The following is a 13,618-nucleotide window of genomic DNA, read 5'->3' as shown; positions in this document are numbered from 1 at the left end:
ATAATCCATTATTATCATAACACTTTCCAATTAATTATGACAACTGGATGCGCATACTGGAGGGCGAAGTTATGAAAAATATAATAGAGAGCAGGCTGGAGATAGCCTGCTCTCTGAAATGGGGAATAAGAGGAAGATCTGGGGAGATATTCTGCCCTAAATCTGTGAATAAAAATATTCCTTCTTCTTTTGTTCTGTTGAAATTTCAGCAATTTTTCGATTTGTAGCTGCAAGTATTTCAAGTAACTGTGCTATAGTGTCCTCATGTTGTTTTACTTTAATCACTAAATCATTTAATACCCTCCGTTCCATTTCATTCACAAGCTCACCTCCTGGTTCGATTGACTTATTTATATCACGGAATAGAAGAAAAAGACTAATTGCTATTTTCCGATTTTCATTATAAAATACACAAAAATTGCAAATATAATAATGATTTTAAGGGCTTAAACAGATATTATTTGTCGTTTTAGGCAATTTTCTAATTCTAAAACCAAAAATCAATATTTCATTCTACAAATTTCGACATTCACAAAAAATATTAGCTAGTGCCCCCTGCTTAGCCCTGTATTTAGCCTAGAGCAATCCCGAACGCGGGGCACGCGGTTATCCATAAATATAAAAAGCGACTCCATATAGGAATCGCTTTTAAGTATGATAAATTAAAAAACATTAGGTTCTATTAAGCCATATTTACCGTCTCTGCGGCGGTATACCACATTTGTATCACCAGATTGATCATTGGTAAATACAAAGAATTCATGCCCAAGCATATCCATTTGAAGGATTGCTTCTTCCGAATCCATCGGTTTAAGATTAAAGCGTTTTGTTCTTACAATTTCTATCTCATCCGTATCTGCTTCTTCAACGGCAATGTTACTTGCCTCTTTTTCCATTTCAGCAAAAGCATGTTTAGGGGATCCTTTTTGTCTGAACTTACGATTGATTTTTGTTTTATGTTTACGAATCTGTCTTTCTAGTTTATCAACAACTAAGTCAACAGCTGCATACAAGTCAATATGTTGTACTTCACCACGTAATAATAAATTTGTCATTGGTATCGTAACTTCAATTCGTTGTTCATCATTATAGACACTTAAATTCACATGTGCTTCGGACGTTGGAGGTGTATCAAAATATCGTTCAAGCTTACCAATCTTCTTTTCCACATATTCCTTAATTGCTCCTGTGACCTCAAGATTTTCACCACGAATATTATAATTCATGAAAGTGTCCTCCTTTAGCTTTATAAATCTATTATACTACTTTTCCCCGGACATTTCCTTCATAAACCTAGAAAATTCTTAACATTCATCTTGAAAAATCATTTGTAACGAACTATATCAAGGGGTTAGTGGGTTTACAATTAATTAATATTTTTTACAATTCCTTTTATAATCGCAAAAAAGATTCTATAATTCAAAAAAGGTGTGATATTATTTCTTACTGTCCATAAACATTCCATCCATCGTATGTACATTTTTATATGGATTGGTATAAGATTGATTGGATTTCTTTTGTTTTTTTACTTGTTTCATTTCCAATTTGAGTTCTGCAAACAGGAGGTGCATCTTTTTTTCAATATGATTATTCATCATAACAAGTTCTTTACCAATTCGCTCTTCTTCTTCTGTATAAGGAGGTGTAAGTTTCTCCATATAGTTGCCACGTGTTGTGATGAGATTGTTTAATTCTTCGATTACCGATTCTCTCGATTTGGCGGTTATATCCTGCCCCAATAATGATTTGATTTTCATCGTCACTTCATAGACCTGCAGTATCCTATCCATTAAACCCGTGCACCTTGTGCATATTGCTGTTGCCGGTTTTTAATAATTACCTGCTTCCATGTATCCCTGAATTCTTTAACGAAGTCTAAAACTTCTTCTAGTTTTGCTATATCATTTTTAATATTCGCTTCTTTAAGCTGAAATTGCATAAATTCATATAATGGCATCATTTGTTTGGAAATTTCTACTTCCATATCTAACGTAATCATTAATTCTTGAATGATATTTTGTGCTTTTTGGATGTTTGTATTTTTTGCTTCGTAGTTATGGTCATTCATATCTTTGATTGCCTGTTTAATGAATTTCATGCATCCATTATAAAGCATTAATGTTAACTCTCCGCCTGAAGCGGTGTTCACCGCATTGTTTTGGTATGTTTGATAGGCTTTTTTTGCTGTCATTTTTCGTCAGCCCCTTTATATATTTAAATGGTTATTTATTGAAAGTTTGACATAAGCATTGCTGATTGATTGTTCATCATGGAAATAGCTTGTTCCATAGCACTAAATTGGCGCCAGTAACGGTCTTCTATTTGGGTAATTCTATCTTCGAATGCATCAATCTGATCTTCCAAGTCTTTCATCCGCTTACCTAACGTGTAATTTTCTAGTGTATCCGTTCCTTTACCAGCACGCTCATTAATTCGGTTCATCGTGCTTTCAACAGCGTCTTCCAGTCGATTGACCAAACCACGGCTTGAATCCTCTTTACTATTGGAAAATAACTTTTGCACACTTTCAGGATCTTTTGATAATGCTGCTTTTAATTCCTCTTCATTGACAATTAATTTACCGCCATCCAAATAGTCACTTGAAGTGGCAATTCCAATTTGAGTTAGTGACGAGAATTGTCCACCAGTTTCAACCGTGGAATACCAACTCTGACGCATATCAAATAATCCGCTAGAAATTGCACTTTCACCTTTTAGAAGACCGCTTTTCGCCTTTTCTTCCCATAATTCAATTTCATTATCAGACATTTCTTCCCTTTGCGCATCGGTCAATGGCGGAAAGTCGCGGTAAAGTTGTTCCTGTTGTGATCCATTTAATGTTTCGACTACATCATTGTACTTGTCCACAAATGCCATGATATTGTCGAATGAAGCATCTACGTCATTGTTGACGGTTAGCGTAGCATTTTTATCATCAGTAATGTCATTAAATTGGAATGTTATACCGTTAAGGGTATAGTTGTTATTCTTAGATGTGAGGTCAAGATTATTATTATAAGTAAAACTTGCATTTTCTCCCCCTTTTTCTCCCCCTTCATCTTTTCCTTGCACCATACCTAAAAATTCAGTGAAGAAAGTATCCGATTCAGACTCAAACGTTTTTCCATCGGTTTCTGAATCAGTCACAGTTCCAAAAATAATCTCTGCTCCTCCAAAAAAGTCTCCATCTTCATTATAATTACCGGTTCTCGTTGTTTCGAATACAACTTGACCATCGGCAAAAAAGGCACGAATAGGATTATCCCCATCAGTTATTTTTTTCAATACGTCATTAACTGTATCTCCTGCTTTTATCTCGAAAGTAAAGTTTTTAGCTTTCCCATCCTCATCAAAATAACTAAGCGAATGTTCACCAGTATAATCAGTACCAATACTAACATCTGGATCCGCAACATTATTTTCTGTTCCGATATTAATCGCAGAGGTAGCCAGTTTTTCCACATTTATATTATATGTTCCATTCGTTGAACTAGATGTACTTGTAGCTATTACAGCCCCTTCCATGGATGATGTAACCGACTTGGAGTTATATGTTTTGCTCATTTTCATATCCAGCATCATATTATCCAATTCAAGCAATTTCTTATTAACATCCCGAAAAGAGTCACGTTGCCATTCGAGCTTTGTTTTATCCTGTTCCATTTTATCCAATGGAATTCGTTCTGCTTTCATTAGATCTTTGATGATGGAGTCCGTGTCAATTCCACTGGCTAGACCACCAATTCTCATTCCCATACATATCAACTCCTTATATTTTCTTGTCGACGAGCATTCCCATAAAGTCAGCCATTTCGGCATACATATCAAGCATCTTTTTCGGAGGGATTTCTTTAATTACTTCTCTCGTATTCGAATCAATTACCGTTACATAATACTTACCCAAGTTTGTCATGAAGCTCAAATTTAATATTTCTTCTCAAAGGGTCAACTAACTCATTCATTTTGGAAACAGCCATTCCTAGGTCTTCATTATTTATAATAGATTTTTGCTCTTGTGTTTGTACTTGTTTATAATTTGCTCTGATTTCAGAACCTTCCACTACAGTTGTTGTTTCTACGCTGTTTTCACTGATTGGTAAAGTTTGAAATCCCGCTTCAACCCTATCCATCACTCGAAAACACCCCTTGATCTCTTTTATTATTTATATCGGTTAAGAACCTTGTTATATGTAGTTTTCCATTCATTTATTTAGGGTTTTTTAAAAGTTCAAGCAGATCCAGAGAAACATTTGCTGCTTCATTATTTTGCTGTTGAATATCAATGTAAATTTCTTTCCGGTAAATATCAACAGATTTTGGTGCGGCTATTCCAAGTTTTATTTGGTCCCCTTCTATAGCAAGAACGGTAATTTCGATATCCTCGCCAATCTGGATTCCTTCATTTTTTTTTCTAGAAAGTACGAGCATTATTTTACCTCGCTTTCAGAAGAGACGGGAACAATGGAAGTTTTTGAAGAGTAGTCGTCAATCGTTAAGATATATTGTTTCCCCTGCTTTAGATTAGAATTAATAATAATCGGTGCTTTCAAATTTACTGTACTATTTTTAAATGGTTCTTTTAAAGTTACAATAGAAAGTATGGCAACTTCTTTTTCATTTTTAATTTGTAGACTTTCCAGGATGCTTTCATCCAATTGGAATGTATATTTTTTATATATTTGATACGGATTTGTTACGATAAATGCGATAGTAGTAGTCTTCATTGATTGCAAAATCTGGAATAAAGGGTTATCAGGTAAATCTAATAAAACAAATTCTGTCTCATTGGTAAACCCAGGAAGGCCAAATGGAAATTGGATTATTTTATTATCTTCAATCTCAACCTCACTTAAATATTTCGTTTGTATTTGCATTACGTTTCGTCATCCTTTCCTAAACAAGAAGATTAGTGAAACTGATATCCAGGCTTTCACGTTGCTTTAAACTAGTTTCTACTTTACCTGGCTGATAGCTGATCTCTGGTTTTCTTGGTGTGGCATCTACCATCGGTTTTTTTGTCTGAACATCGATATGTACTTCTGCCGGCTGATAATTTGTTTTCACTGAAAAATGGGAAGGAATAAATTTTATGCCTAAGGATTTCATCGAATCATAGCTGTTTTGCATTGCTTGACTAGCAATCGGGTTCCCGCCATTTTCAATTTTCATCAGCTCATCACCTTGACTCGCCTTTCTGGCAATCCCTTGCATTAATGCATTCTTACCATCTTGGGCAAACTTTTCAATGCTTTTCGAAACATGCATCAGGTTCATATCTTCCCATGCCCCAGTTTGATCAATTTGCAATTTGCCAGGGGTTGTCCGAATCGTGACCTCGGCCTGTGGCTGCTGAATAGTAAGGTCTGCTTGAGGCTGAGATATTTGCTGCCTAGCATTTGTCGTTTGAATTTGTATTTGGGCCATTTGTGATTGTATTTGTACTTGTGGTAACTTCATCATTCAACCTCCCTTTGAACCCACTAAGAAAAAGGGCTGGATTATAGAATAAACCCTGTACCCAACTCGGGTCAGGGTTTATTCTATAATCTATCTATCGTAGAAAATCAACCAAGGATGGCTGAATTACTTTTGAACCCGCAGATAATGCCGCACGATGCAAGCTTTCCTGTGTTATCAATTCCATGATTGCTTTGGCATAGTCAATGTCTTCATTGTTAGACATCGTTTTCGTTGCAATCACTTCCTGTTCACTCAGCCGGTTTTCAATAAGTTCAAGGCGATTCATGCGGGCACCTAAATCAGCTCGGGCGTTAATAATGTTGTTGATTCCGGAATCAAGTTCTTCAATGCTTGAATCGATATTTTCATTGGATTCACCATTTAATTTATCAATAAAGCCATCAATTGTTGAAAATATAGCGGGTGTCCCCTCAAAAACATCCTCACCACTTACGTTTGCTTTCAATTTAGTTCCATTTGATACTTCAATGTTCACATCTTCACCGTTAAAACTTGAAAATATTTCACCATCTGCTTGAACACTTATTGGGGGGGTGTCCGTATTTGTCCCATTAAAAATATATTTATCATTTACATTCGTATTCGCAATATCCACTAAATGCTCTTTCAATTGTTCTACTTCTTCACTAATATTGACTCGCTCTTCATCACTATACGTACCATTACTTGCCTGTACCGCAAGTTCGCGAATACGCTGCATTGCAGAGGTTGCTTTATCCAGTGCCGCATCAGAATTATCCATCCAGTTATGGACCTCATTCGTATTACGTTGGTATTGTTCCACCTTTACTAATTCGGTACGGTAGCCCATTCCTTTCATAGCAACTACGGGATCATCGGAAGGCCGGTTAATTTTTTTACCGGTACTTAACTGTTCCATATAATTGCCCATTTTATCATTGCTGTTTGTCAGGTTACGGAGCATATTATTGGTTAGCATTCCTTGTGTTACACGCATTGTCAACCATCTACCTTCCTACTAATCCCATACTATTTATAATTTTATCCAGCATTTCATCCATTGTCGTCATACTACGGGCAGCAGCACTATATGCATGCTGAAATTTAATCATATTGGACATTTCTTCATCCAGTGAAACTTGGCTAACGGAAAGTCTTTGATTTTCTACCTGTGCCAGTAGTGTTCCAGTGTTTTCTGTCATTCGGTTTACATGCTCTGCTGTAACACCAAGATCACCGATAACAGATTCGTAGAAATCTTTGATAGAGGCACCATCGAGAGATTCACTCGCAGTGTAAAATACTTCCGCCAATGCAAGAGCATTATCGCCATTACCGGAATCATCATTGGAACCGGCATTTATATCACTGCCATCAATAATTGCAACCGAAATGGATGTTGCAGCTCCAATAGAGTTCTCTATTTCAAAAAAATCTGAACCATGCTGCTCATTAAATGCAGTAGCAACTGTATATGCCATACTATCAAGCTTAGTTAGCATATCCGGATAATCACCGGCCACATTTTCTCCATCTGTATAACCATAGGAAGCGAGCAAACCTTTGAGTGATCCACTTGAGGACATTACGTTTGTATCGTTAACATTAATAGAGCTTACAACAGATAATGTTTCTGCATTGTTATAAACAGGAGCATTAATCTTTTGTATTTCTCCCTCTACTCCATTAACAATTTCTGCGATTTCTGTTCCACTATCATTCACAATATTGATTGTTGCAACCCCATCCCCAACCTTACCAGATGGGATATGCCCCTGATCATATCTGACATCAATACTTACAATATTAGATAACTCATCAATCAACATATCTCTACGGTCATACAAATCATTCGCTGCATAGCCATGCGTTTCCAAATTTTTCACTTGTTTATTTAATTCGCTAATCCCATCGATTAACGTATTTGCATCCTTCACCGTTGTTTCAATCTGTGTTTGCAAATCTGTCCGAATGTTCGTCAACGAATCAGACAAATAATTAAACGTTTCTGCCAATGCCTGGCCCCGTTGAAGGACAACAGAACGTGCACCAGAATTTTCCGGATTAACAGCAAGATCTTGAAGTGATTGCCAAAATTGATCAATCGTTGTGGATAATCCAGTATCAGATGGTTCATTTAGAACATTTTCCATACGACCAAGCGCCTCAGACCTTGTTTCCCAATAGCCTGATGTACTGTTCTCGCTGCGGAATTGATTATCCAGGAATTGATTCCGGATACGCTGAACGGATCCGGATTCCACTCCCGTACCCATCTGACCTGGAATCTGTGGGCGATTTCGTGATGCAGAGGGATATGGGGAAAGTGTTTCAAAGTTAACCCGCTGTCTCGTATAGCCCTCTGTATTAGCATTGGCTATATTATGACCGGTTGTATAAAGTGCTGACTGTTGTGTGGATAAGGCTTGTCTCGCCATCTCCAAACCATGAAATGTACTCATTTTAGCGTACTCCTTTTATTACTTCATCATTATGCTTTGGAATCAAAAACAGATCGGCTGGGAGATTCCATTTCACTACCTGCTCCGTAATTCATACTTTTTAGTGTAGGACTCATTAAATCTAATGACAGTTGGACAAATTGCATCGACTGACTGATAAGAACTTGGTTTAATTGTTCCTGTTGTTTCAACTTTGTAATCACATCTGTTAATTTGATCGCGGCCTTCTCCATTTTTACCTGTTCCGCTTTATCTGTGACATGTTGCAGAATGTTCGTAATTGTCGCATCCTCTAATGCCATCCCGTTCTTCTCACACCATGCTCGGACAGTATGCTGTCTATTACCTTCCGCTTGCTCAGAAAGCCGAATCAGTTTACGTTCTTTTACTAGTAGAGCTTGCAAATCGTCGATGGAACCATCTTTAACTTTACTTGTTTTATCAATGGAGACTGCTAATAGATCCTCATGTATTCGTACTAACTGTTCTAATGATTGTGTCATGACATGGGTCAATCTGAAGTCCTCCTTTTATGTGTAAGAAATTTTACTTCGACCAAAATTCAAGCATTTTTTGGGCAACCTTCTCTTGGTTTACTTTATAGGAACCAGAATCAACTGCTTGCTTAATCTCCTGAACATGGGAAGCTCGCTTTTCACTTATTTTATCCTTTTCCTGCAACTGTTTTGCCTGGCTTGAGATCTCAATTTGATCTTTTTGAATGTCTTTCTTCACTTCTGATTGTTTTTGTATTTGCTGTTTATATGGATTGAAGTTTGTCTGATTTGGACCATTAATTTTCATTTGGATCTCACCTCTTTCTATTCAAAGTTATCTGCATACCTTTCTCTTAATCTTATTATCGGTCAGTAATATAAAAGGTTAAGGATTTATGCTAAGAATCCCTTAAAAGAGGACTTTCATACTATTATTTCTTATGTTTATCCATCGCATAATACGTATTCGTGCGGGACGCTTCTTTTGTGCGCATTTCTGCTATACGTTTTTCTGATGCCTCATATTCTTCCAGTTCCTTTTTCAGTTCTTCCATGCAATCGATACATAACTTTTCTGAAACAATATTCGCACCGCATTTTTCACATGGATAAGCAAGTTTTGGAAAATTGGTCGGATGAAGTCTTTTCTCTCTGATAAATTTCGTAATTAACGTTTCTTTAATATCCGTTGCTTCCACAATCTCAATTAATGTTGCTTCCCTATTTTTTCTAATCTTTAAAAAGCTATTAACTTTTTGAAATGCTGCTTCCTCTTCATTATAGCAATTTTGACATATATCACGTAATCCTTTTACAAAAACTGCATCACAGCGGTTGCAGTTTGCTAGTTCGGCCATGGGATTTTCCCTCTTTCTATTAATTATAATAAATGTTCAAAGATCAGGTAAAAAAGGACCGTGGTCGTTAAGTGCGCAGGCGTCCTATAGCTTGTCAGTTTTACCGGACTTTTTGAACATCCTATTACACCATATTGATCATCAACCCCGAATCAACGTCAACCCGTAAATTGCTGGACATCCCTGATTTTTCAATAAGTCTGCAGCATGACGTAATGTTGTTCCGGTTGTATATATATCATCGACAAGAATGACTGGTTTGTTAATCGGATTTTCCAGGATAAAAGGATTTTCAGTATCGATCCTTTCCATTCTCGTTTTCTTTGACTGTTTCTCGCCATGTTTCCGTAACAGAATATCTGTACATTTGGTAGGCAAAAACTCCGCCAATGCTTTTGCCTGGTTAAAACCTCTTTCCTTTGCTCGTTCTTTACTTAATGGAATAGGCACCACGACAATTTCTCGCTTTAACTTAGAAAACCGCTCTTGAAATGCATCTTCTAGATACGTTTTAAAAATTCCACAAAGCGCATAATCCCCTCGGTATTTCCACTTTGCAATTATTTCCTGCATCAGTTCATTATAAGCAAATACCGAATAGTTGAATTCAAGTGGATCTGTTTCCTGGTTTGCTTTCCACCACTGACAGTCCGAACATATTTCTGCATCTGTTTGGCGGCTGCATTTAATACAACGGTCTCCCTGTAATTGTTCTAGTTTATCTGCGCAACTATTACAAACAGGCTTTGGTTTATCCAACTGAAACAAATTGGTCCACGTAATCTCAGGGATAATCTCATTGTAACACCATAGACAATTCATTTTGAAAACCCTCCCCGCTTATTCATGGACTTAATCGAATCAATTGCTTGTACCATTGCCTCTGTTTTACCATTATGGAAAAATAAAACTTCTCCTGTTGGATCATTCGGACTTCTGCCAGCACGCCCAGCGATTTGAACAAGTGCTGCTTCATCAAAAACATCATGACCCGCATCAAAGATAGCGACATCAACGGATGGAAATGTTACCCCTCTTTCAAGAATCGTTGTTGTAATCAGGATAAATGTATCCCTTTCCCTGAATGCTTGAACTTTACTTTCTCTGTCCGGATCTGAGGCGTGTACAGATTGCAGCTTTTCTTTTGATTTGAGAACTCCAGCTTTTTTTAGCTTAATGGCTAACACGGGCTTTATTTTTTCAGCAAGTAGGATGGAAGGCACAAAAATCAGTAGTTGTCTATTTGGGTTTTTACGTACGTTTACCCATTTCAAAAAAGCAGCTGGTGGAAGGTGGTTATGAAGGTCACGTTTTAGTCCGTGACTTAGAATCTTTTTTGGTACAGGTAATGGCTGGCCATGAAATCGAATGGGAACGAAAATATGTGAGAGTTTTTTACGGCGGATTAATTCTTTCTGTTGTTTCCTTGGAGTGGCAGTTAAGTAGATGGTAGTGCTCTCTGCTTTTTTAGCTCGGTTAGATGCAAATGGAAGCGATGGATCTGCATGGTATGGAAAAGCATCGATTTCATCTATAATGATGACATCAAATGCATTCTGATAACGGAGTAACTGATGGGTTGTCGCAAGCATCAGTTGTGCTGTTCCATGTTTGTCCCCACTTCCACCATGTAATGCTTGGATGGAAACAGTGGAAAAAGCCTTTTGCAGGCGAGGTAGCAGTTCGCGGACAACATCTGCCCGAGGGGTTGCCAAACAAATACGCTTCCCATGCTGTAATGCTTCAGTAATTCCAAGAAAAAGCATTTCTGTTTTCCCGGCCCCACAAACTGCCCAAACCAGTAGTTCAGACTCTTTGTTTCGAATTGCCGCTACAATTCGCTCAGCAGCCTGCCGTTGTACAGAAGTCAGTTGACCTTGCCAGGAACAAGGGTGCGCATGCCGGAGCCACTTTGGTGTTGGCCCCGTCCAATAATAGAGCATCTCACACTCACTAACTCGTCCCATTTCAATACATTTTCGACAGTATACATGTGTATGATGACATAGTTGGCAGGGGATCTTTGCAAATAAATAAGCTGTCTGGTTCCCGCAACGCTGGCATTGAAACTTTAGATTCTTACGGATAATCGATTTTCTCTCTGTGAGGTAATTGCTTGATAGAAGTTGTTGAAAGACAGGTTCATCCAGGAGAATTTCTTTTCTAAGAAGGAGTTTTCCGTCATATTGAATGGAGAGTTCCTTGAGGTTAAAGGGAGCATTTACATTACTTGGCATTAATATTTCACTCACTTTCTAATTATTCATTTATGGTGATTACCAGTCTTGGCTATACTTATAATCAAGAACAAAAGTGCAGGCGCCGGGTAGCGACAAACGGACTGGACTGCACCGCAGGAGAAAAAGGGAAACACGACGAACGAAGAGAGTCGATGTTGATTTAGATTACGCAGGTGAAGGAAGTCTCGGTAGTCGCTGGGTGCCGGAGCTGGACGTGGCTATTTATGTCCAAGAATTAATTGCGCTAGAATTTTATACTTCCTCTTTATCTATCATAAAATACTATCTACTTTACATACCAGGCAATACCGAGAGCACCCTCTCCAAGATGGGTACCTATAACAGGGCCAAAATAACTGATAGAAGTTTCCATGTTTGGATATTTCCTCAGAAAATTACTTTGGAGTTCGACGGCGGCTGTTTCATCATTTCCATGAATAAATGCAACGCGCAGTTCGTTGCCTTTTTCAGCATCAGCTTCCAGTAATCCAACAATACGATGTATCGCCTTTTTTCTAGTTCGGATTTTTTCTAATGGAACAATTAGCTTATCCGAAAAGTGAAGAATTGGCTTCACTTGCAAGAGACTGCCAACCAATGCCTGTGCACCGCTCAAACGTCCTCCACGCTGCAAGTTGGTAAGATCATCTACCATAAAGTAAGCATCCATACTTTGTTTCATTTCATCCAACCGCAAAAGAACTTCTTCAGCAGTCTTCCCCGTTGCTGCCATTAAAGCCGCTTCCAGCGCATAAAAACCTTGCGCCATACAACTCATTTCTGAATCATAGGCATAAACATCAATGTCTTCAACCATCTCGCCTGCTGTTAATACTGTCTGGTATGTTCCACTAATCCCACTTGACAGGTGAACAGATATGACGGCATCGAAATCCATTGCAAGCTCTTTCAATTTTGTAGTTAAATAACCGATGGACGGCTGTGAAGTGGTAGGCAGTTCTTTTGTTTCTCTTACTTTTTCATAAAATTGGTCTGATGTGATATCTATTTCTTCCTCATAGGAGTGATTTTTAAAGTTTACACTGAGGGGAACCATATGTATATTATGTTTGTCCCTTATATCAGCGGGGATATATGCTGTGCTATCTGTCATTACAGCAAGCTTCATGAATATCTTCTCCTCTAATTAATTTCACAATATGTTCATTTATTTTACATGAAGACTATGAAAAAATCACCTATAATCGCGTGAATTCATCCCAAAAGGAAAATACGCTAATGTACGACGACACTAGCGTATTTTTAAATTTATTAAATTACTTCTACCCAGCCTTTGCGGATTGCCGATACAACTGCTTGTGTACGGTCATTAACATTCATTTTCTGCAAAATATTGCTGACATGGTTCTTCACTGTTTTTTCACTAATGTATAAAGTTTCTGCTACTGCACGGTTACTTTTCCCATCCGCCAAAAGTTGTAAAACCTGACATTCACGCTTTGTCAGCAAATGAAGCGGTTTGCGGTATTCGATTCCTTTGTCAGCGATACTTGATGAATTCTCTTTAGCAAGGCGACGATATTCTTTCACGAGATTATGTGTTATTTTCGGATGTAAATAGGACCCACCATCACTAACTACTTTAATTGCTTCAATCAATGAATCAGAATCCATTTCTTTCAGCAAGTATCCTTGCGCACCAGTCTTCAGTGCATGGGTCACATAACTTTCATCATCATGTATCGAAAGAATGATTACTTTTGAATTTGGAAAATATCTGACCAAGTCAGTAGTCGCCTGTACACCATTGAGTTCTGGCATATTAATATCCATTAAAACAACGTCCGGCTCATTTTCCTTTACCAGTTTGGATGCAACAGACCCATCATCACCCTCAGCAACGACGTTGAATGATGGTTCAAATTCCAAAATACGCTTTACCCCTTCGCGAAATAATTTATGATCATCTATTAAAACAATACGAATTTCTTTCTCTGTATTCATCGACCAATCTTCCTCCCGCTTACTATTACTAGTATTGACCCATTTATTTATATCTTTCTCTCTAATTTTTAACACTGATAGAAAAATAACTTCTTACATGTAATAAATATAGTGCAATGAAGACTTACAGTTAATGCTTTGCCATAAGTCAAATT

19 protein-coding genes are annotated in these 13,618 nt (G+C 37.6%); all 19 read right to left on the bottom strand.

The features are described 5' to 3' along the window. Window positions 1-156: 156 nt before the first annotated feature. The 19 genes from BV906_RS19400 to BV906_RS06185 all read right to left on the bottom strand — a co-directional run bounded on the left by BV906_RS19400 (window position 157) and on the right by BV906_RS06185 (window position 13,463). Window positions 157-321, bottom strand: coding sequence for a hypothetical protein (locus BV906_RS19400; RefSeq protein ID WP_176330280.1), 165 nt, complete (start codon window positions 319-321; stop codon window positions 157-159). Window positions 322-662: 341 nt separating this feature from the next. Beyond that, entirely contained in the window at window positions 663-1,226 is a 564-nt protein-coding gene (gene hpf, locus BV906_RS06265) for a ribosome hibernation-promoting factor, HPF/YfiA family (protein WP_087972574.1), read from the bottom strand. A 210-nt stretch (window positions 1,227-1,436) separates the two neighbouring features. After that, window positions 1,437-1,790 carry a flagellar protein FliT gene (gene fliT, locus BV906_RS06260; RefSeq protein ID WP_087972573.1) on the bottom strand — a complete coding sequence of 118 codons (354 nt, stop codon included), beginning with the start codon at window positions 1,788-1,790 and terminating at the stop codon, window positions 1,437-1,439. Then, on the bottom strand, window positions 1,790-2,191 hold the full coding sequence (gene fliS, locus BV906_RS06255; protein WP_087972572.1) for a flagellar export chaperone FliS: 402 nt from the start codon (window positions 2,189-2,191) through the stop codon (window positions 1,790-1,792). The genes fliT and fliS overlap by 1 nt, the downstream gene beginning before the upstream one ends. 35 nt (window positions 2,192-2,226) lie before the next feature. Continuing rightward, a complete protein-coding gene (locus tag BV906_RS06250) occupies window positions 2,227-3,756 on the bottom strand; it encodes a flagellar hook-associated protein 2 (RefSeq protein ID WP_342744357.1) in 1,530 nt (509 codons plus the stop codon). A 13-nt stretch (window positions 3,757-3,769) separates the two neighbouring features. After that, complete coding sequence (locus tag BV906_RS20125; protein WP_342744356.1) at window positions 3,770-3,904, bottom strand: flagellar protein FlaG; 135 nt, start codon at window positions 3,902-3,904, stop codon at window positions 3,770-3,772. Continuing rightward, complete coding sequence (locus BV906_RS20120; protein ID WP_342744355.1) at window positions 3,897-4,130, bottom strand: flagellar protein FlaG; 234 nt, start codon at window positions 4,128-4,130, stop codon at window positions 3,897-3,899. The genes BV906_RS20125 and BV906_RS20120 overlap by 8 nt, the downstream gene beginning before the upstream one ends. Before the next feature lie 76 nt (window positions 4,131-4,206). After that, on the bottom strand, window positions 4,207-4,428 hold the full coding sequence (csrA, locus tag BV906_RS06240; protein ID WP_087972571.1) for a carbon storage regulator CsrA: 222 nt from the start codon (window positions 4,426-4,428) through the stop codon (window positions 4,207-4,209). Further along, window positions 4,428-4,874, bottom strand: a complete 447-nt coding sequence (fliW, locus tag BV906_RS06235; RefSeq protein ID WP_087972570.1) for a flagellar assembly protein FliW — start codon at window positions 4,872-4,874, stop codon at window positions 4,428-4,430. The genes csrA and fliW overlap by 1 nt, the downstream gene beginning before the upstream one ends. A gap of 19 nt (window positions 4,875-4,893) precedes the next feature. Further along, window positions 4,894-5,457: a DUF6470 family protein gene (locus BV906_RS06230; RefSeq protein WP_087972569.1), complete on the bottom strand. Its 564-nt coding sequence runs from the start codon at window positions 5,455-5,457 to the stop codon at window positions 4,894-4,896. Between the two features lie 94 nt (window positions 5,458-5,551). Beyond that, complete coding sequence (flgL, locus tag BV906_RS06225) at window positions 5,552-6,439, bottom strand: flagellar hook-associated protein FlgL (RefSeq protein ID WP_087972809.1); 888 nt, start codon at window positions 6,437-6,439, stop codon at window positions 5,552-5,554. A 10-nt stretch (window positions 6,440-6,449) separates the two neighbouring features. Then, entirely contained in the window at window positions 6,450-7,904 is a 1,455-nt protein-coding gene (gene flgK / locus BV906_RS06220; protein WP_087972568.1) for a flagellar hook-associated protein FlgK, read from the bottom strand. A gap of 29 nt (window positions 7,905-7,933) precedes the next feature. Then, window positions 7,934-8,419, bottom strand: coding sequence for a flagellar protein FlgN (locus BV906_RS06215; protein WP_245843942.1), 486 nt, complete (start codon window positions 8,417-8,419; stop codon window positions 7,934-7,936). A 31-nt stretch (window positions 8,420-8,450) separates the two neighbouring features. Then, window positions 8,451-8,708, bottom strand: coding sequence for a flagellar biosynthesis anti-sigma factor FlgM (gene flgM, locus BV906_RS06210; protein WP_087972567.1), 258 nt, complete (start codon window positions 8,706-8,708; stop codon window positions 8,451-8,453). 124 nt (window positions 8,709-8,832) lie between these two features. Further along, on the bottom strand, window positions 8,833-9,258 hold the full coding sequence (locus BV906_RS06205) for a TIGR03826 family flagellar region protein (RefSeq protein ID WP_087972566.1): 426 nt from the start codon (window positions 9,256-9,258) through the stop codon (window positions 8,833-8,835). A gap of 141 nt (window positions 9,259-9,399) precedes the next feature. After that, window positions 9,400-10,080, bottom strand: coding sequence for a ComF family protein (locus BV906_RS06200; RefSeq protein ID WP_087972565.1), 681 nt, complete (start codon window positions 10,078-10,080; stop codon window positions 9,400-9,402). Next, window positions 10,077-11,225 (bottom strand): ATP-dependent helicase ComFA, encoded by a 1,149-nt coding sequence (locus tag BV906_RS06195; RefSeq protein ID WP_245843940.1) that lies wholly within the window; start codon window positions 11,223-11,225, stop codon window positions 10,077-10,079. Before BV906_RS06195 ends, BV906_RS06200 begins: the two co-directional genes overlap by 4 nt. 559 nt (window positions 11,226-11,784) lie before the next feature. Continuing rightward, on the bottom strand, window positions 11,785-12,627 hold the full coding sequence (locus tag BV906_RS06190) for a DegV family protein (RefSeq protein WP_087972563.1): 843 nt from the start codon (window positions 12,625-12,627) through the stop codon (window positions 11,785-11,787). Window positions 12,628-12,770: 143 nt separating this feature from the next. Further along, complete coding sequence (locus tag BV906_RS06185) at window positions 12,771-13,463, bottom strand: response regulator (RefSeq protein ID WP_087972562.1); 693 nt, start codon at window positions 13,461-13,463, stop codon at window positions 12,771-12,773. Window positions 13,464-13,618 lie beyond the last annotated feature (155 nt).

The organism is Oceanobacillus rekensis, assembly GCF_002153375.1.
Classification (GTDB): Bacteria; Bacillota; Bacilli; order Bacillales; family Amphibacillaceae; genus Oceanobacillus; species Oceanobacillus rekensis.
Note: the sequence above shows the minus strand (reverse complement) of the source record. Positions and strands in the feature narration are given on the sequence as shown.